The organism is Vibrio sp. PID17_43 (genome assembly GCF_002608565.1).
In the GTDB taxonomy this organism is placed as follows: Bacteria; Pseudomonadota; Gammaproteobacteria; order Enterobacterales; family Vibrionaceae; genus Vibrio.
On the sequence record NZ_LIXM01000004.1, the window covers coordinates 165727 to 185108 of the forward strand.

Genomic DNA, 19382 nt, shown 5'->3' on the forward strand with positions numbered 1-19382 from the left:
GCCAAAGCGAGTATTCAGAATCTGCTTGAAGCGTGCAGTGATGCTGGTGGTTTGAATGGGACAAATCATGTGGGCTGGATCAGTTTTTCCGGTTTCTTTCCCATATGACGTTATATGGAGCTTGGGTGCGGTATCTATTTGAATATAATATGATTTCATCAAGAAACAAAAAAAGCCAGCAGTTAATATCTGCTGGCAAAGTTTTTGGGCTTCTAGGTTTTTGCATTTATTTCTTGTTACTCATCGCTGTCACGGTGCCCCGATTGGTTTTCCAGGGAAGAAAACACAGCACCGTGCGCTTTGTGCTTAAGAAACTGGAGATTAACCTTGCTTACGGATCAGGTAGTCAAATGCGCCTAAGCTTGCTTTTGCACCTTCCCCCATCGCAATGATGATCTGTTTGTAAGGAACGGTTGTAGCGTCACCCGCTGCGAAGACACCTTCTAGGCTAGTATCGCCACGGCTACCGACTTCAATTTCGCCACGCTCAGATAGCGCTACTTCTGAATCTTTTAGCCATTCGGTGTTTGGCACTAGACCGATTTGGACAAAGATACCTGACAGTTCGATCTCTTGGATTTCATCTGTGTTGCGGTCTTTGTACTTCAAGCTGGTTACGCGAGTGCCGTCACCCACGACTTCTGTGGTTTGTGCCATCGTAATGATGTCTACGTTTGGTAGTGAATTCGCTTTGTCGATAAGCACTTGGTCTGCACGAAGTACGTCTGCGAATTCAAGAACCGTTACGTGTTCTACGATACCAGCAAGGTCGATAGCGGCTTCGATGCCTGAGTTACCACCACCGATAACCGCGGTTTTCTTGCCTTTGAACAATGGACCGTCACAGTGTGGGCAGTACGCGACGCCTTTGTTGCGGTACTCTTGCTCACCCGGAACGTTCATTTCACGCCAGCGTGCACCAGGGCTAAGGATGACACTCTTACTCTTCAGCGTTGCGCCGCTTTCAAGTTGAATATGAATCAAACCATCTTCTGTGTGTGCAGCGCCCATCAGCTTCTCTGCTTGTTGTTCAGTCACGACGTCTACGTCGTATTCTTTTAGGTGTTCTGCTAGGTCAGTTGCCAGTTTTGGACCTTCAGTGCGTTTTACCGAAATGAAGTTCTCAATTGCCATGGTGTCCATAACCTGACCACCAAAGCGTTTAGCGACAACGCCAGTACGAATACCTTTACGAGCGGCGTATAGAGCAGCTGCGCTACCACCAGGACCACCGCCGACAACAAGTACGTCGTATGGGTCTTTTTCGCTCAGTGCTTTCGCGGCTTTCTCGCTCGCGCCGTCATCCACTTTGTTTAGGATTTCAGTCAGAGACATACGACCTTGACCGAATAGCTCACCGTTCACGAATACGCTTGGTACTGCCATGATGTCACGCTTCTTCACTTCATCTTGGAACAAACCACCGTCGATCATGGTTGCTTTTACTTTCGGATTGATCGCCGCCATCATGTTGAACGCTTGAACCACGTCCGGACAGTTTTGACACGACAGTGAAATGAAGATTTCTACGTCTAGCTCTTTGTCTAGTGCTGCGATTTGCTCGATGACTTCCTGCTCTAGTTTGATTGGGTGACCGCCAGAGTGAAGCAGTGCCAATACGAGAGAGGTAAATTCGTGACCCATTGGCAATCCTGCAAAGCGTAGTGCTGTACCTTTTGCTGGGTTAGTTACCGCCATCACTGGTTTACGTGCGCTTGTGTTGTCGTCACGTTCAACGGTGATTAGGTCGCTCATCTCTGCGATTTGGTTCGCTAGAGATAGAATATCCTTCGATGCTTTGCTTTCATCTAGACTAACCACTAAACGAACTTCTTCTTTTACATTAGCCAGATATTGTTTGAGTTGTTGTTGGATCGCTTGGTCTAACATAGCTGTTACTACCTTAAAAATATTAAAAAGTGGTTACTGTAGATAAAACCTGAGGGGGAGAGAGCAAATCAGGCAGAAGGTCGTCAAGGTATCTAACCTGAAGTGCTCTCTTATTCAGTTCTAATCAGAAAAAGGAAATCGGAACTGATTAGAACTTAAATTTCAGTGGCTTAGATTTTGCCAACTAGGTCTAGTGATGGAGCTAATGTCTCTTCACCTTCTTTCCATTTAGCTGGGCAAACTTCGCCTGGGTGCGCTGCTACGTATTGAGCTGCTTTCACTTTTCGTAGTAGGTCTTCTGCGTCACGGCCGATACCTTCAGCAGTGATTTCCATTGCTTGGATAGTACCTTCTGGGTCGATTAGGAACGTTGCACGGTCTGCAAGACCTTGACCTTCACGCATCACACCGAAGTTGTTTGTGATGTTGCCTGTTTGGTCGCCAAGCATGTAGTACTGAATCTTACCGATAGTGTCTGAGCTGTCATGCCATGCTTTGTGAGTGAAGTGTGTATCAGTTGATACTGAGTAAACTTCTACTCCACGTTTTTGTAGTTCTTCGTAGTGGTCTGCTAGGTCGCCCAGTTCTGTTGGACATACAAACGTAAAGTCTGCTGGGTAGAAGAAGAATACTGCCCATTTACCTAGAACGTCTTGTTCTGTTACTTCAACGAATTCGCCGTTTTTGTACGCTGTAGCTGCAAATGGTTTAATTTGAGTATTAATCATAATTTACTTTCCTTTGAATGTTTTAAGCTGAGTTGTTGTTGCTTTCGGAAAGTATATTCTCATCGGAGTGTGTTTAAGGAAAATCGCTTGTAACTATCCTATTGATAGCCATTTCCTATTTAACTTGATAGGTCGTTTCGATGTAAGGAGAGGCGATGTTAAGTACCGATTGTTTGGATTTGAACAACTCATCCGCAGCGGCTTCTAAGCGCAACCGCCCGATGAAATCTGCTAACGTCTCTTCCTGCACGGCTTTAAAGGTACGGTGAAAATGATATTGAGACAGGTTCGCCAGCGCGGCCACTTCTGGCAGGTTTAATGGCTCATTGAAATTCTGTTCCAAGTAACGAATCACAGGAATCAGCCGTTGGTGATAATCGATGCGCATTGCAGTATTTCCTTGGTCTATTCATCCCGTTTTCTAAGCTCAAAGCCTACCGCATAGCCATGCAGAGTCAAAATAAGAAGTGAGACGTTGAGAGCGACTATGATTATCAGGTAATAAAAAGGCCGCTAATGGCCCTCAAACTGAGGAGATAGCGGCCTTTGAATTGGACAAAATTAACCGGGCAGGAGCTGTAAGAGCTAAGTCATGTCGGTCTCCAGTTAGCCGTGCCGTGAGTTTATTTTGATGGTGCACTCGGCTTTTTGACATGACGTAGCCAGAATCTTCTAGACAGCACTAGTAATAGAGCATAGAGCCAATTGATTGCACCGCCACTTTCTTCTGACTCACAGGCAAATGTTCCTTCGGTGGAGCCAATAACAAAATTGCCGTCGGAATCACACTGCTCATCATTTACCGACGAGTCATCTTCGTTACCTCCGGCTTCGGTGTCAGAATCACCTTCTGTGTCCGTGGCGTCTTCACTTTCTTCTTCTTGCAACAAAATGAAGTTAGGCTTGGATACGACTTCTTTTGGTGGTTGTGGTGCTGACAAATAGCCAGACAGCCAATCCAGATAAGTGTTTACATTGGTGTACCATGTTGGGAGGGTAACAGAGCTACAAACTGAGTTGATGATAGGTCCGGCACTAATAATGCCGACTAAGAAATTTTGATCATCTGCTTGATAGAGTAATGGCCCGCCAGTATCGCCCACGCATGCGCCATTTCCGTATGCATTGTCGCCAATGTTTTCGAGTTCCGTAGGAAGCGTACACAACTTGGATGCATCAAAAGGAGAAGCAATGTATTTTGGTAGATCCTCTGCCGACTCTAAGCGTTCAAAACACACTTCGATAGGAAGGTAAGAAATTCTTGTTTGTTTTAATACTGTATCTTTTTCTCCAGTTCCCCAGCCCGCAACCATGACATTAGGCACTGGTGCTGCCGGATCCCACTCTTCATCCAGAGCCATTAGCTTTTGATAAACTTCGCTATCAACGAGTTCTATGTTAGGCGTGATAGGGATTGGGCGTTCAACGTAAAGCAGGGCAATATCATTTTGATAGGCGGTCGTTACTAGTTGCTCTTCTGAGGTATTCCCATCTCCCGACTCATCCATAGATTCATCTGCTGAGTCATCTGCCGAGTCATCCGTTGGGTAATCTTTTGATGTTGTCATTAGGGGGTGATAGTCTGGGTGGATCACGACATGAGTAACATTAAAAATATCCGCAATCTCAACAGCATTAAGGTCTCTCTGTCCAACCGTAACCGATATTTCTTTTGGTTTTGCTACATCATACAGTGTGAAATCCTCTGGGTTGTCGGTAGACCCCTCCAGACTCGATTGCGAAGCAACCAAACAGTGGGCTGCCGTCAGAATCCAGCGCTCTGTTAAGATGATTCCGCCACAGGCGTGATCCTCGGCAAAGACACTTGAGCGGACAGACGCCATGAAATCGAAGTTTTCTTCAACTTCTTCCCCTAGAAAAATTGCTTTTGTGGGCAGCGAAACAATGCATAGCACCAATAAAATCCATTTCATCTGAGCACTTCCTTAGTATTTGTATTGTCAATAGTTAAACATATTGCATATGGTTTGATTATTGACTAATGAGGGGGTGTTTGCGAGCTGTAATTATTATGTAGCCATTTTGTCAAGTAAAGAATGTGAGCATTCTCAAATAAAGTACACATGCTGCAGAGGGAAGCCAGAGCCATTTCACGAGAGAATGAGTTTGATAAGGAACTATTGAGCTGGATTTCTTCGTTTTATCTGGGGGAAGCGATCAAAAAAGCCGCTAAGATCCTCAAACTGAGGATTCTAACGGCCTTTCGATTATTATTAGCGCAAAAAGCTTAGCTGTTCAGGTTGTTGCTCTGAAGCTTCTCTTTTGCCTCTTCAACTTTTGAGAAATCCAATCCCAACTCTTCGACTGCTTCTTTAATTAGCGTAGGGTTTTGCATGACTTGCGCCATCAACATCTGCAATTTATCTTGAGGCAAACCTAGTTGACTGATTGTTGCCATTGCTGCAAAAGGGTTCTGCGTTAGAGTCTGAAAAATCTCATGGATCTTCTCATCACTGATGTTGTTCTCTTTCAGCATTGCAAGAATCGGGTTCATCACATTTCCTTTTAATCATTCAATGAAATAGAGGCCGAGTTTATCACTTGGTTTTGCTGGGGTGAACTAGGAACATTAGCGAGGATACATATCCAAGGCGATTTGCTCTGAATCCTGCTTCTTGAAGTCACTTGGGTATACGACTGCTCTTCAACATAATCGCTATCAATTCCCCTAATGGGTGAAATGTCACAATTTTCAATATCCTGTCAGTTCCATATATCCCGTTCCAGAATGAGTGCCTTTAATGCGTACCGGACCTTCCCAATAAGGCACAGAAAGCGGCATCTTTGCATTGGGGTTCAGTGCTGAAACCGTCACTTCAATTTGTTGAGTTGGAATGGATATTTGCCATTCCGTTGGATAACGGTGTCCTTGAATTTCCGTTTGCTTGGTCGACTTTAAGCGGATGTCTTTTTGCTTAATGGCAATGCCAGAACCGTCTTTCTGCATCAATCTTGCGTTGGAATAGCTTGCTTCACCCGTTATTGAATCACGCAGTTGGAACGTCACCAAACTGGTTTTGTCACTCAACCTCAACGCAAACCAATCCCAACCTTGTTGCGAATCGAGTAAGAATTGTGAGCTCCATTCTCGGTCAATCCAACCTTTGCCGGACACTTGGTGCGTTTTTCCATCAATGGTGACTTCGCCTGAAACATCAATAAATGGTTGGCTATAATAATACGATGCGACCTGACCATTTGCACTTTTGGTGCTGTAGCCTTGAACGCCCTGTTTTTGATAAGGTGCAGAGCTGGTAAGATTTAATGAGTAGCTAAACAGACTTGAATCGACCTTTAAATTGGCAGGGAATAGGTCGTCAGTTTGTGAGTGCCATTGCCAGTTATCAAGGAAAGCTCTGAACGGTGCGCCTTCTATGCCTGCCAGTTGTTTGTGGCCGCGAGACCATTTTTCATCGGCGTAATGTTTGTCTTTGGTTGTAACAGCACTGTGCGCCATGTAGATCTGCTGACTTTGCCATGCACTGGCGTTATCGGTGTTGCTGCTTTCAGCTTGAGGTGAGGTTGCAAAACGAAACTGTGTCCACTGTAGGCCGAGTGGATTGCCATCTTCATCGATTAGATTCGCGGTTAAATACCACCACTCATGGCGAAAATCGTTGTGTGCCTGATGATCGGCAGGGAACGTGAGTTCGGTGCCTTTCACTACTGGAGTAAATTGGCCATCCTCGGTTTGAGCGTCACTTCCGTTCATTAATGCTCCCATGTTTTGCGGTGGTGACTCTTCACAGCCGATCAGTGATAAAGAGCCAAGGAGGAAAGCCGCCGCTTTTACTGATTGATTCATCACAATACCTCGCTCTGTAAACTGGACACGACCGGTTTGCTCACCAAGCGCCAAAGTGGGATCAAGGTGGCAATCACAGCAACCAAAATAGTGATGGCGGCGATACTGAGTGCGTCACTCCAACTCCATAGGTAATTCAAGCTCCAGCCAAAAGCTCGCAAGGTGACAATATCAGTGAGCACATAGCCAACCATCGCACCTAAAGGTAAGGCTATAACGAGCGTAAACGCCACCAAAGCCACGATTTGGCCGATGGCCATTGCCATCAACTTTCGACGGTTGACGCCTAAAGCATACAACCTTGCCACTGCGGCCTTTCGAGCATCAAGCAACATAAAACAGGCACTGAACAGGCCGATCATTGCTACCAGTAAAGTGACCCCATTTAATGCGCGAGTAATGGCAAAAGTTTGCGAGAAGATCGCTAAGGCGATGGATTTGATTTGCGCTTGATCGTAGAGCTGACTTGGGTGCAGATTGAGTTGATCACGTATTTGGTCGTATGCGGTTTGTTGATCGCCAGTGACCTTGATACCAAGGCTGGTGGGCAAATCCGTAAAGCCACTTTTACGCCATAAACTCGGTGCAATGAGTACTTCACCATTGGGTGAACCGTAGTCATGGAAAATAGCCCCAATAGTGAGGTTAGTATTTTTCACTGATGTGAGATTGAGTTCCTCCCCTAGTGACAATCCGAGTTTTACGGCCGTCGGTTCACTTATTGCGACTAACTTCCCTTGATAAAAGAGCGGCCAGAAATTAGGAACGTGCGATTGAAACACCATGGTCTGCTCTAAGGTGGCGGTGTCTTTGGTGCCGAGTAATATCGGCAAGCCTTGCAAGTTGTCATCAACATAATACTGTTTATAGACTCGTTCGACGTTGTTGAATTGCTCTAATGCGCGCTCAACATTGGCGATATCTTTTTGGGACGGGCTGACAAAAATATCGGCATGCAGTCTTTGTTCGAGCCACTGTTTTAAGGTGGATTCGAAGCTGCCGACAAGGGTGTTCATGGCCATGTTAGCGGTGATGGCGAGAAGTAATGCCATCATGGCGAGTGAGAGTGGAGAAATCAGTTCACGTAGCTCGGCAAACAGATATTTGAGTAAGCCTGATGTGGTGCGTTGTTCGCTCCATTGCGCCAATACGCTAAGGGTTTTAGGAAGATAAAGCGGAATGGATATTACCAACACTCCCACCCAAACCATGGTAAAACGGTGATGTTCGCTTAGCCATAATCCGGTGAATGACAACAGAGTTAGCACAATGCCAACGACAAACAGTTGGTTTTCGTTGGCGTTTTCTGGCGTTTGGTAAAAGCCTCCATGAGAAGAAAGCGGTTGGCGAACACGCTGTTTAAAGTGCTGCCAACAGGCGAGTAGCGTGGCGGCTAAAGTGAGTATCAGAGCCTGCGCCCACCATTGCCACTGCCAAGTCCCAGGCAGTAAGGTTGCACCGTAAAGCTGTTCTAACGTCAGGGCCACTGTGGGGTGGAGCCAATGGCTCAGTTGCATGCCTAAAACGAAGCCAAGTGTCGCGCCGATCGTCACCAACATGGTTAATTCAATCAGCAGTGCGGAGAACACAATCATAGGAGCAACACCAGCTTGCTGGATTTGAACTAACAGACGATTGCGTTTGAGCAAGCTGTATTTCACGCCGTTGTAAGCGATAAATAAGCCAACCAAAAACGCCAATAAGCTCATTGCTGTCAGATTGAGATGAAAGCTGTCGGTCAGGGAACCAAGGTCTGTGCTTTGGGTATTGGTGATCCATTGCCCTTGCTCGCCAATCAGGTTCTGCCATTTTGCTTGCGTGTCCTTACCCGTATCAAAAACTGCAATGTAACTGAGCTTACCTTGCTTGTTCAGTAACCGTTGTGCAAAGCCAATATCCATTAGCATTCGGCTACCTAACTGCCATTCATCAGGTAGGACAGTGACTTTGGTTTCCACGCTGTCCAGAGTGAGGTACTCGGCTTCACCAACGCTTTGATGTTGTGATTGGCTCATCATCACGATGGGTTCTCCCGCCATTAATTGGGCCAATGGAAGTGCATCGCTGGAAAGTGAAATGGGTTGTGGATCCTCTGCTCTCTTGTTGTCTGCTGCAGAGCGAAGGCGAGACGTAATGGCGGCGACTAACTCACTGCCTTGCACTGACCAGCGGCGGCCTTGTTCATCGCGAACGCGTCCTTCAATGATGGGCAATGCCGCGCTTAATCCCTTGTGACGCAGTGAGAAGTAGAGTGACTCTGACAAATATCGTTGACCTGCTGGGGGAATGATCAGGTTTTGCGCTTGAATACTGAGCTGTTCTGTGGACTGGGCATAGCTACGTTTAGCATTGAGGTTAATGGCTTGCACTGCAACAAATAAGGTCACCGCAAGCACGATGCCAATCAAAATGGCGGCAGCCTGAAGTGGCGCTTGTCGATAATGAGCAGCAAACAATTGGAGGGTGAGTTTCGTGTGTATGAGCCTAGTAGGATTCATGCTGCGACTCATGATTCAAAGGAGCGGTGAAAAGGTGGCCATTTTGCAAGTGACAGCGAGCCTGCATAAAGTCGGCACACTCTAAGCTGTGGGTCACTAATATAATGGCGGTGTTGCCTTGGCTAGCGATCTCGGTAAGCAGTTGCATTACCTCTAATCCTGCTTTTTGGTCGAGGTTTCCGGTCGGTTCGTCAGCCAGTAAAAGCTGAGGTTGATGCGCCAATGCTCGAGCGATGGCCACGCGTTGTTGTTGTCCACCGGATAAGGAAGAGACGTGCCGACTGAGCAGTTGGCTGATGCCAAGCGCGCCCACAAGATGATCACACCAATCATTCCAAGGTTGCTGGTTTAGGTTGAGAGGGAAGGCGATATTTTGCTTTACGTTTAGTGGCGTTAATAGATTGAATTGCTGAAAGACCACGCCGAGTTGCTGGTATCGAAAGCGGCTCCATTGTGGATCTTTCCATGTTGCGGTGTTGTGCCCACTCAACAGCAACTCTCCACTCGTGAGTGGTTCAAAGCCGGCAATGATATTGAGTAACGTGCTTTTGCCACTACCACTGGCGCCAGTGAGTGCGATGCTTGCGCTGGGAAGCAGCGAAAAATCGAGGCCATTTAATACGTGATGGGTCTCCTTGCCATCCACAAAACTCTTTGTCGCGTGCTTTAGTACAACAAGCGGGCTTTCCATTTTACCTCCATGTAAACCTGGGTTATCGACGATTATCTTACGCATTGCCGGGCTATATCGCTCAATACTTAGCCATTAATAGGTTGCCCTGCTAAGAGATAAGCTATCGTATTGAGATGGGGATCCTATGCCGTCCAAATGGTTTCTTGAGAGGAGCAAAGCGGCCGGCGAGTTGGTAACCACAGTACTCACACTTACCGTCATCGGTTAAGTGGCGATCGCCAAGCTGATACCAATTTCTTGCTAGCACCTTCTTCTTACAATGTGGGCAATAGGTGCTGTCCCCTTCCTCATCGTACACATTGCCGACATAAGCGTAGTTAAGACCATTTTTGAGTGCGATTTCTCTGGCTTTTTGAATGGTACTGATCGGTGTTTGTGGTTTATCCAACATTTTGAAATCGGGATGAAAGGCACTGAAATGAATCGGCACATCACAGCCTAAGTTGTCGCACACCCAACGAGTGAGGGCCTCCAACTCGGAGGTGCTGTCGTTCTCCCCGGGGATCAGCAGTGTGGTAATTTCAAACCACACATCGGTTTCATGTTGTAGGTAAAGTAGGGTATCGAGTACTGGCGCTAAGTGGCCACTGCAGATCTTATGGTAAAAGCGCTCGGTAAAGGCTTTTAGATCAACATTAGCGGCGTCCATATAACGAAAGAACTCCGTTCTTGGTTTGTCGCAGATATAGCCAGCCGTCACGGCAACGCTAGATATACCCAATTCATGGCAAGCTTGGGCGGTATCAACGGCGTATTCCATGAAAATGACCGGATCATTGTAAGTAAATGCAATACTTTCACAGCCGTGACGCTGAGCGGCTTGGGCAATTTGATCTGGCATGGCACAGGAACCCAGAGTATCAATTTGGCGTGATTTGCTAATGTGCCAATTTTGACAAAACTTACAGCTTAAATTACAGCCAGCTGTGCCAAAAGAGAGCACCGAACTGCCAGGGTAAAAATGATTGAGTGGCTTTTTCTCTACAGGATCAATGCAAAAACCACTGGATCGCCCGTAACTGGTGAGTGCGATTTCGCCATTGTGTGCCAGACGTACAAAGCATGCGCCACGCTTATCTTCCCGTAATCGGCAACGTCTTGGGCACAAATCGCAAATCACTCGACCATCACCGAGTTGGTGCCAGTATCGGGTTGGATAAAACTCTGGGGGTTGTTGTGGAGATGGTTGCATCGTGATCACCCAAACTGAATTCTGTTCCTATAATTAAGTATGGCACTTTGTCTCCCATTACGAGTTTTATAAGGTCACTGCTATGAATGTTCGTCCTCCAGCCGTTGCAGGACACTTTTATCCTCACTCACAACAGCAATTAAGCACCACCATTCAACAGTGGGAGCGAGACGCGCCCGAATTCCCTCACTCCATCAGAGCCTTGGTGGTACCCCATGCGGGGTACGTTTTTTCGGGGAAGGTGGCCGCAGAGGCTTTTCGCTACTTGAAAGCACAATCCGAGCGTATTAAGCGGGTGATTTTGCTTGGCCCTAGCCATCATTTTGCTTTTCAGGGCAGCGCATTACCGAATGTGGATTACTTTGCGACCCCCTTAGGGAACATTCCGATAGATATCCCTTGGCAACAAAAATTGGCATTAGAGGATGATGTCGTGCTATCCGATGAAGCGCATGAGATGGAGCATTGCCTCGAAGTACAGTTGCCGCTATTGCAAACGTATCTTGGGGCGTTCACCATTTTGCCGATATTGACCAGTCAAGTTTCTCCCGCCAGAGTGGCCGAGCTTATCGATCCTATTTGGCGTAACGATGATAGTTTGCTAGTCGTCAGCAGTGATTTAAGCCATTACCACTCTTACGCGCAGGCACAAGCACTTGATCGCCGTACTTGTGAACAGATAGAAGCGTTCCAATCGTCCATTGCTCCAGAGCAGGCTTGTGGTTCAACAGCAATCAATGCCCTGTTATTGCTCGCAAAACAGAGGGGTTATGAATTAACACGAACTCGTTTAATCAACTCCGGTGATACCGATCTCGGAGACCAACACCGCGTGGTAGGTTATGTCAGTTATCTCGTCTCAGATCCTCAATAAGGATGAACTCACCCAACTGCTCAACATCGCAAATGATACCATTCAGCTCAGTTTTTCTGATGAGCCCGTGCTGCCGCCCAATCTGGGCGAGTGCCTGCCTCGATTACGTGAACTGGGCGCGAGCTTTGTGACCTTAAAAGTGTTTGGTGAGCTTCAGGGTTGTATTGGCAGTATCGTCGCACAGGGGCCTCTTGCTCTTGATGTTTATGATAAGACGTTAGCAAGCGCATTTGAGGATTCACGCTTTGCGCCGTTGACGAAACGACAGCTCCCGCATTTGTCGATTGAAGTGTCAGTGTTGTCGCAACCAGAGAGACTGGAGGTGGCATCTGAACAAGCACTGATGGATTACCTCGCTAAGCACAAGGTGGGGCTCATTTTGTCTTATCAGCATCAACGCGCGCTCTTTTTACCGCAAGTGTGGGATCAACTACCGAGCCCTATTGATTTTGTTCAGCAACTGAAACGCAAAGCGGGTTGGCCGGCCTCGTTTTGGGATGACGATATGGTGGTAAAAACGTTTGTGGTGGATAGTATTGAGGGGGCGTTCGTAGGGGAATGTTAGGGGCGTAAAGAAAGCGATCGATATAGGTAAAAAAGCCTGAGACGGGTCTCAGGCTTTTAGCTGTTTAGGTCGCTTACACGTAGTACGCTTCAACCGTACCTTTTAGTTTGATCAGCATTGGGTTACCGAAACGGTCTTTTGCTTTAGGAGACGCGATTTTTACCCAACCTTCACTGATGCAGTATTCTTCAACGTCAGTACGCTCTTGGCCGTTAAAACGGATACCGATTTGGTGCTCGAAGCATTCTTTAACAAAGAATGGGCTACGTGGGTTGCCTGCTAGGTGATCTGGTAGAGCTGGTTTAGTTGTATCTGTCATGTTATGTGACCTTGAAGTCCGTAAAAAATGTGCGCTATTGTAGTCAGTGCACGGCGAGTGTTCAAGAAGTGTCAGTACTACATTGTACAACCTTTCCTTGTGTAACGTTTTATAACACGCCCATGCATGGTTATTTTAAGGTTTATAGAATTTACTGTTGTTGAACACATCGCGATCGCGAGGGTCGTTAGACAAGAACATCCAAATCTCTTTCATGCTTTGCTCGAAGAACTCTTCTTCAAACACCACCATAGAACAATGCTCACCTAATCCGATAGCAAAAGGCTCGAGAGTTTCGAATCCGATGCTTTCGATATCAGTGATATCAAGGAAATAGAGCTTCTTATCGGTTTTTTGCTCATATTCCCTTGGTAGTTTACCTTTGCTCAGTACAGAGAAGTTCAGCTCTACCGTTAAACCCGTCCGGTTTTGTTTTAACTCATAAACCTGTTCGGATTGCGTAACGATGCTGTAATTCAAATCATCAAAATAGTTAAGCGTTTCTTGTTTCATTGGGTGCATAAGTCTTCCATAAATTGTGCGGGCGAATCGGAAGAGATTCGCTTACAAACCTTTCAAATACTGGGCATTTGCTGTTGGGTGAACCATTGTTTCTAGTGCTTCAGCATTGTGTTCTGCAAGCAGTACCTTAAAGGCATCAATCAGCTCAGGTTTCGTTACAGTGACGTTGGTTTCTGTCTGTATATCACGTAAGTCTATCAACACGTCAGTAAACAATTGCGGTAAATCTTGCAGTACTTGCAGGTTCAACACGTTGTGTTCGCTGTAGATTGAGTTATGGCTGCCTTTCTGCTTTTGCACCACATATGGGTTGTCTTTTAGATTGATGATTGACGTGCGCTTATCACAACGCTTCAAGCAGCCCTTGTTTACTTTAATCTTGCGGCAACCTTCGGTCTGTTGGAACAAACACTGGCGGCTAGTGAGCAGTGTATTGGGGTGGTAAATACTGTAGTAGCTGCGCATGGATTGTGGACGTTTGATATGACGCATCTGCTTCATGTTTAGCTCGTTGGAGACAAATGCACCGCTGGCGGCAAACTCTTCTTGCAAGCATTTGAACGAGTACGAGTTCACCGTGTTCATTTGCGGGCCAGCCACCCAACCGAGTCCTAGCTGTTGTGCGATTAGGCCAACGCCAGAGTTATTGGTGATCGACAGTTCTGGCTTTATTGTTTCTAGAAATACACGCGCTGCTTGGTAATCGTCGCCAATCAAGATAGCTGGGAACCAAGGTTTGAGCGTTGGATTGGCCAAGAATAACGCGATCAATACGCTTAGCTCACCCGATAATCCCATCGGTAGCTGAAAATACACATCCACATCCGTGTATTGGCATAGTGCGGTGTCTTCTACCGATGAAACCAACACCGACAGTTTCGGTGCGCCTTCACGTACTTCTGGTTGAGGCAGGGCAGGCAAGGTAGGTACATCAATTGCGCCTTTTAGGCTGCTGCCAGAAACTTGCGTTGCCGTCACGTTGAAGTATTGCGTCTTCTCTGTCACTTTCTCAATGATTGCCGTTTTGTCGTCGTACAGCTTTTTCTTCACGATTTGTACATCGTCTGCGGATTCACATTTATAGATTTTTGAGAAGTGCTTCACGGCGTGGTCACGAGGGTTGTCGATGTACATCGCTTTACCGAAATCGCCTTGCAAAAATGCGTTGGAGAAATCACGGTTGAAAACGGTGTACAGTTCGGTGGTGTCGCTCGACAGTTCTACGCCTTCGCACAAGCGATCAATCTGTTTACGCCAGTTATCGACCACCGTGTAAACGTAGTGGGATTTTTTGATGCGACCTTCTATTTTCAACGAGTAAACGCCCGCATCGGCAAGGGCTTGTAAATCGCCAAATGCGGAGTTGTCTTTCATGTTGAGCGGGTAGCTGTTGCCCGTTTTGGTTGTCTCGTACTGTTCACGGCAAGGTTGGCTGCAACGACCACGGTTACCGGATGCACCATTACGTGCCGAGCTGATGTAACAAATCCCTGAAAAACCAATGCAGTAAGATCCGTGTACGAACACTTCCATCATCACATCGTGCTCACGACCAAATTGAGCCAGATGTTTGATCTCATCGATGTTTAGCTCGCGAGATAGGTTTACGCGGCTTGCTGTTAACTGATTGAGGAACAAGATTTGCCCTTCGTTATGGGTGTTCAGCTGCGTAGAGGCGTGCACATCTAGGTCAGGGAAGTGATGCTTCAGGATGTAGGCAAGGCCGAGATCTTGCACGATCACACCGTCAATCGTGGTGGTGTTTAATTGACTGAGCAAGCGAACGATAGCAGGGATCTCGCTCTCTAGGATCAGCACGTTCAGAGTCAGGAAAATCTTACAGTTGTGCTGATGTGCAAGTGTTAACACACCATTTAAGTTATCTAAGGTGAGGTTGGTTGCACGGTTGCGGGCATTAAAGCGGTCTAAACCACAGTAAATGGCGTCGGCACCGGCAGCAATGGCGGCTTTGATGGAGTCTAAATCGCCACCTGGCGCTAATAACTCAAATTGATCGCGTGTCACTCGTTATCTCTTGCTCACTAAAAATAGGCACGTATTTTACGGGTTTCACATTTTCTATTCTTAATTAGTTAACACTTTATTAATCTGAATCAATTAATCACGCTCATCTTGCCTGTTGAGAAACCCAAGCATCCCGAGGTTGCTTGAGTTTCAATAGAGAGGCACTCAAGTTCGCAACGGCAGAGGTTGGCCTCTATAGTATTGTTATTATGCAAAGAGCAAGGCTTAACAAATGTTGAAAGTGATCACCATGGGGTTAGCCGCAGTATTGGCTTCATTTACTGTCTTGGCGCAAGAGAGCCTGATTCGAGTCGCGAGTCAGCATTCCGTGCAAGATACCGCCGATAAATTGGTTTCTATCGCACAAGAGAAAGGCCTCAATGTTTTTGCGCGTATCAATCATCATGAGAATGCGGACAAAGCAGACATGCTTCTCAGGCCCACAGAAGTGATCGTATTTGGCAACCCCAAAGTAGGGACGCCGCTGATGCTCTGCTCTCAGGAGGTCGCTATCGACTTACCGCAAAAAGTGTTGGTGTATGAAGATGTCCACGGTCAAGCATGGCTTGTTTACAATAACCCGGATTACCTTAAGCTGCGGCACAATATTGAAGGTTGTGATGAGGTCTTAGCGAAAGTGAGTAGCGTGTTGGGCCAACTGACCAATGCGGCAGCGCAATAGCGGTGTATGACGATCCAAAGCCCGGGCCTTAATGGGTGAAGGTGTGGATGTTTTTTTCGGCTTACGAGAGTGTATTTCTTAACGTGACTATTGCGTCTGCAAATCGAGCTTCTTTCGCTGACAAGCATCTCAAGGTTGTTTAGAGACGCGTGACTTGGTGACAGTAAACCATCCTGAAGTACGCTTGCATATACTTACCAGCATTAACATCACTGGCACTTCAATCAGAACCCCGACCACGGTGGCCAGAGCGGCGCCGGATGAAAGTCCGAAAATCATTACCGAGGTTGCAATCGCTACTTCGAAGTGATTGGATGCACCGATCATCGCTGCTGGTGCTGCATCCTCATAGGATAAATTTAGGAGTTTTGCTGCGAAGTATCCTAGAGCAAAGATAAATACTGTTTGGATAAAAAGCGGAATCGAGATCCAAAGAATTGTCAGTGGGTTGTTTAGAATGGTTTCACCTTTAAAGCTAAAAAGTAGCACGAGAGTGAGCAGTAGTGCACCAATGGTAATTGGCGTAAGAATATGCAGAAACTTCTCTTTAAACCACTCTTCACCTTTATGGTTAATGATCCATTTACGGGAAAAATAACCCGCAATCAGTGGAAGTGCCACATAGATGGTGACCGAGAGCAGCAGTGCTTGCCATGGCACCGGAAGTTGACCAATGCCGAGTAAAAAGCCGCCAAGAACCCCATACAAAACCAGCATGACCAACGAGTTGATCGCAACCATGACGAGAGTCAGTCCATCATTCCCTCTTGCCAGATAACCCCAAACCAAAACCATGGCGGTGCAGGGAGCAATACCAAGCAGAATGCATCCGGCAAAATAGCTTCGCCAAAGCGGGATCTGAAGCATTTTTATACCGTCTTTCAGGACAACAATTCCGTCACCATACGCTGTGCCAACGGGTAGGTTTAGACCTAATGGCATTTTGACCAGATCCACCGCATTATCACCGATCAGACCTTTCAATAAGATGCCTAGGAACAGCATGGCAATGGCATACATAGTAAAAGGCTTGATGCACCAGTTGATAAATAGTGTCAGAAATACAGGCTTACCACTCTGTCCGGTTTTGACGACACGAGTAAAATCAATTTTTACCATGATGGGGTACATCATGAAGAAAAGGCAGATGGCAATGGGTATCGAAATGACGGGAGCCCCATTAACATAAATGGCCATGCCATCGAGTGTGCTGGCCAGATTAGGCGCGATTTTACCAAGGGCGATACCAATAACGATACACAGCCCAACCCATACGGTCAGGTATCGTTCAAATACACTTGTCATGGTGCGGTCGTGCATCGATTTTTCTATGCCACTCATCAGTTTTCCTCATAAGCACATGGTTGCCCTTTTAATGTGAGTATAGTTGCAATATGAATAGGTTGGATATTATTGAGAACCAAAGAAAATATTCTGACGAATAGCTCTATACCCAAGCCAACTTGAAGTATTTGGCTCAGTGAGGTGATCTGGGGATAAAAAAAGGGTGACCATATGGTCACCTTTTGAAATCTGGTATTTTGAACGTAAAAAATTAATCGTTCTTTTCTTTACCGTAAACACGAACGCCCGCCTTCGAGCCTTCAGAATTACCGTAAACTTCAATGTTTTTCACACAACGACGGTAACCGAAGTGGCGCCAGTCGGTCGTTTTGTTCTTCTTTAGATCGCGGTGGAAGCGAATGGTTTTCTCATCACCATTTTGGAACTTCACCACGACCTTTCTCAATTCTAGGTCTTTCTCTGCCTTCACTTTGATCGCATTAGTATTGCGACAAATAACCATCGGGATTTTTGCTGCAAGGTTACCGTGCTCAAGTAAAATTGTGCGACCTAGAGTGAATTTGTCATCAGCGTGTGCTGGTGATGCCAGTAGTGTTGCAGCGATAGCTGCACTTAAAAGAGTAGTAAATAGTTTCATTCAAGTTAACAACCTAATTAAGGAGCGCGAATCATAGTCGAGAAGAATGAATATCAGATAGAAAAATTTTGTGATGTGAGTCATGTTTTACCTGGCGTTGACTTTTCTCTGAAAAAGCTGACGACTAGATGAACCAACTAGCCATATCATCACCAGACAATACCCAAGTATCTTGAGGATACTTGGGTACAAAACATCTTGTTAAGCGCTTTTAGAAGCCGCCTGTTTTTCGCTGTTTGCTGTGTTCGCTTTTTTAACTGGTGCTTTCTTAACCGTGCTTTCAGACGTTTTGCTTTGCAGTGTTACCACTTCTTTGTCTGGTAATTCTGCGGCTTCACCAAAGAATTTACCGCCAGGTTCAATGCTCAGGTTGTTGCTCCAAATCTTACCGCTAACGCGACCTTTTGCAAGCACTTGGATATGCTCAGAATGACAATTTCCATCGATGATGCCATTAACAATCAAGTGGTTAGCGAAGATATCACCTTTGACTCGTCCACTCTCTGCGATGACCAAAGTGCCTTCAACATGGATCTGACCACTGAGTAGACCGTCAATCTGAATGTCGCTTTCTACTTTGAGTTCTCCGCTAACAGTACAACCTTTGGCGATGAGAGTTGAAGCTGCTGAGCGACTCGTTGTTCCACGGTTTTGATTAAAGATTCCCATCGTATATTTCGTTCCTTAGTAAATATATCTTCAAAATCATTGAGGTTCCAATCGACAAAGGTCTTTGGATTTAGTGCTCGTCCGACAAAGCGCACTTCGTAATGGAGGTGAGGTCCAGATGAAAGCCCACTGTTGCCGGAGAGCCCAATAAGCTGCCCCTTCTTTACAAACTGACCGCTTTTGACTTTGAACGCTTTCAGATGTGAATAGGAGCTCGAAAAGCCAAATGAGTGCTGCAATCTAAGAAAGTTACCAGAGCCTTTGTTGCTTCTGCGAGTGACTTCCACGACGCCATCGGCAGGCGCATAGATTTTGGTACCGATGTTGACGGCAAAGTCTAATCCACGGTGCATCTTTGAGACTTTAGTGACAGGGTGGATACGTTTACCAAAGCCAGAAGAAAGGCGAGCTTTTTCAACCGGAGATCCACTAGGAATTTGATTTAGCATCACCATGCGAACATTCGAAGTAATGGCGGCGGTGTCGAAGCGGGTGTCTAAGCTGTCGTTAGCGGTGTGGTTGCTCACGCCAAGTACTTTTTCCAGATCACCAAGGCGTTCAGATACAAGTTGGACTCGCTCTTCCCGCTCAGATAAGTCGCTCTCAAGTTCTGATTTGAGTGCTTTTAAATCATTCAGTTCTTGCCCGATATTGCGTGAGTGTTCTGTCATTTGAGCTTGCTTAAGCACGGCATCATCGACACGAGTGTAGAGGTGATTGATCAGGAATGCGGTTGCCCCTAACGCTAGCAAAAATAGACCGAAAAAGGTTTTTAAATTGCGTTGCATCGCTTTACTGAAGTACCAATGCTTAGAGCCATTAATGGTTGAGATGGAGAGCGTCAGCTGATCTTTCATAATTCTCTACGGATCGTGTGTTTTACAAACCTCGTCATTAGGAGGTTTCGACTGTAAGCAAAAGTGAGGAAGGTCGCTAGTTCTGTTATAGAGCGAAAT

18 protein-coding genes and 1 pseudogene are annotated in these 19382 nt (G+C 46.3%); 3 read left to right on the plus strand and 16 right to left on the minus strand.

Annotated elements, in window-relative coordinates; translation table 11 throughout:
- Window positions 1-321: 321 nt before the first annotated feature.
- The 9 genes and pseudogenes from ahpF to amrS all read right to left on the minus strand — a co-directional run bounded on the left by ahpF (window position 322) and on the right by amrS (window position 10828).
- Complete coding sequence (gene ahpF, locus AK965_RS04520; RefSeq protein WP_099078482.1) at window positions 322-1890, minus strand: alkyl hydroperoxide reductase subunit F; 1569 nt, start codon at window positions 1888-1890, stop codon at window positions 322-324.
- A gap of 170 nt (window positions 1891-2060) precedes the next feature.
- Window positions 2061-2618 carry an alkyl hydroperoxide reductase subunit C gene (gene ahpC / locus AK965_RS04525; RefSeq protein WP_005374632.1) on the minus strand — a complete coding sequence of 186 codons (558 nt, stop codon included), beginning with the start codon at window positions 2616-2618 and terminating at the stop codon, window positions 2061-2063.
- Between the two features lie 151 nt (window positions 2619-2769).
- A pseudogene (locus AK965_RS04530) lies at window positions 2770-3006 on the minus strand (AraC family transcriptional regulator); the annotation flags it as partial.
- Between the two features lie 235 nt (window positions 3007-3241).
- The gene (locus AK965_RS04535; RefSeq protein ID WP_099078483.1) at window positions 3242-4552 is read right to left on the minus strand and encodes a trypsin-like serine protease; all 1311 of its coding nucleotides are present in this window, start codon (window positions 4550-4552) and stop codon (window positions 3242-3244) included.
- Between the two features lie 314 nt (window positions 4553-4866).
- Window positions 4867-5133, minus strand: coding sequence for a DUF2999 family protein (locus AK965_RS04540; protein ID WP_099078484.1), 267 nt, complete (start codon window positions 5131-5133; stop codon window positions 4867-4869).
- Between the two features lie 198 nt (window positions 5134-5331).
- Window positions 5332-6444, minus strand: a complete 1113-nt coding sequence (locus tag AK965_RS04545; RefSeq protein ID WP_099078485.1) for a lipocalin-like domain-containing protein — start codon at window positions 6442-6444, stop codon at window positions 5332-5334.
- Window positions 6444-8954, minus strand: a complete 2511-nt coding sequence (locus AK965_RS04550; protein WP_099078486.1) for an FtsX-like permease family protein — start codon at window positions 8952-8954, stop codon at window positions 6444-6446. Before AK965_RS04550 ends, AK965_RS04545 begins: the two co-directional genes overlap by 1 nt.
- Window positions 8929-9633, minus strand: a complete 705-nt coding sequence (locus AK965_RS04555; protein WP_099078487.1) for an ABC transporter ATP-binding protein — start codon at window positions 9631-9633, stop codon at window positions 8929-8931. Before AK965_RS04555 ends, AK965_RS04550 begins: the two co-directional genes overlap by 26 nt.
- A 103-nt stretch (window positions 9634-9736) precedes the next feature.
- Window positions 9737-10828 (minus strand): AmmeMemoRadiSam system radical SAM enzyme, encoded by a 1092-nt coding sequence (gene amrS, locus AK965_RS04560; RefSeq protein ID WP_099078488.1) that lies wholly within the window; start codon window positions 10826-10828, stop codon window positions 9737-9739.
- 82 nt (window positions 10829-10910) lie between these two features.
- Here amrS and amrB point away from each other — a divergent pair, with 82 nt between their 5' ends.
- Window positions 10911-11702, plus strand: coding sequence for an AmmeMemoRadiSam system protein B (amrB, locus tag AK965_RS04565; RefSeq protein ID WP_099078489.1), 792 nt, complete (start codon window positions 10911-10913; stop codon window positions 11700-11702).
- Window positions 11671-12267, plus strand: a complete 597-nt coding sequence (gene amrA / locus AK965_RS04570; RefSeq protein ID WP_099078490.1) for an AmmeMemoRadiSam system protein A — start codon at window positions 11671-11673, stop codon at window positions 12265-12267. Before amrB ends, amrA begins: the two co-directional genes overlap by 32 nt.
- Before the next feature lie 73 nt (window positions 12268-12340).
- On the opposite strand, the gene AK965_RS04575 is transcribed toward amrA, so the two are convergent.
- From AK965_RS04575 to AK965_RS04585, 3 genes are all read right to left on the minus strand, one after another.
- A complete protein-coding gene (locus AK965_RS04575) occupies window positions 12341-12586 on the minus strand; it encodes a DUF3297 family protein (protein ID WP_099078491.1) in 246 nt (81 codons plus the stop codon).
- Window positions 12587-12721: 135 nt separating this feature from the next.
- The gene (locus AK965_RS04580; RefSeq protein WP_099078492.1) at window positions 12722-13108 is read right to left on the minus strand and encodes a hypothetical protein; all 387 of its coding nucleotides are present in this window, start codon (window positions 13106-13108) and stop codon (window positions 12722-12724) included.
- A gap of 42 nt (window positions 13109-13150) precedes the next feature.
- Window positions 13151-15133: a peptidase U32 family protein gene (locus AK965_RS04585; RefSeq protein ID WP_099078493.1), complete on the minus strand. Its 1983-nt coding sequence runs from the start codon at window positions 15131-15133 to the stop codon at window positions 13151-13153.
- Between the two features lie 232 nt (window positions 15134-15365).
- Between AK965_RS04585 and AK965_RS04590 the strand changes: the two genes are divergently transcribed.
- Entirely contained in the window at window positions 15366-15815 is a 450-nt protein-coding gene (locus AK965_RS04590; RefSeq protein ID WP_099078494.1) for a DUF302 domain-containing protein, read from the plus strand.
- Between the two features lie 129 nt (window positions 15816-15944).
- Here the strand turns inward: AK965_RS04590 and arsB are convergent, their stop codons facing one another.
- The 4 genes from arsB to AK965_RS04610 form a co-directional block, all read right to left on the minus strand.
- Complete coding sequence (gene arsB, locus AK965_RS04595) at window positions 15945-17156, minus strand: ACR3 family arsenite efflux transporter (protein ID WP_099078495.1); 1212 nt, start codon at window positions 17154-17156, stop codon at window positions 15945-15947.
- Window positions 17157-17370: 214 nt separating this feature from the next.
- Window positions 17371-17757: a DUF2541 family protein gene (locus AK965_RS04600; RefSeq protein ID WP_099078496.1), complete on the minus strand. Its 387-nt coding sequence runs from the start codon at window positions 17755-17757 to the stop codon at window positions 17371-17373.
- A 201-nt stretch (window positions 17758-17958) separates the two neighbouring features.
- A complete protein-coding gene (locus tag AK965_RS04605) occupies window positions 17959-18426 on the minus strand; it encodes a polymer-forming cytoskeletal protein (protein ID WP_099078497.1) in 468 nt (155 codons plus the stop codon).
- Window positions 18330-19283: a M23 family metallopeptidase gene (locus tag AK965_RS04610; protein WP_099078498.1), complete on the minus strand. Its 954-nt coding sequence runs from the start codon at window positions 19281-19283 to the stop codon at window positions 18330-18332. Before AK965_RS04610 ends, AK965_RS04605 begins: the two co-directional genes overlap by 97 nt.
- Between the last annotated feature and the right edge of the window lie 99 nt (window positions 19284-19382).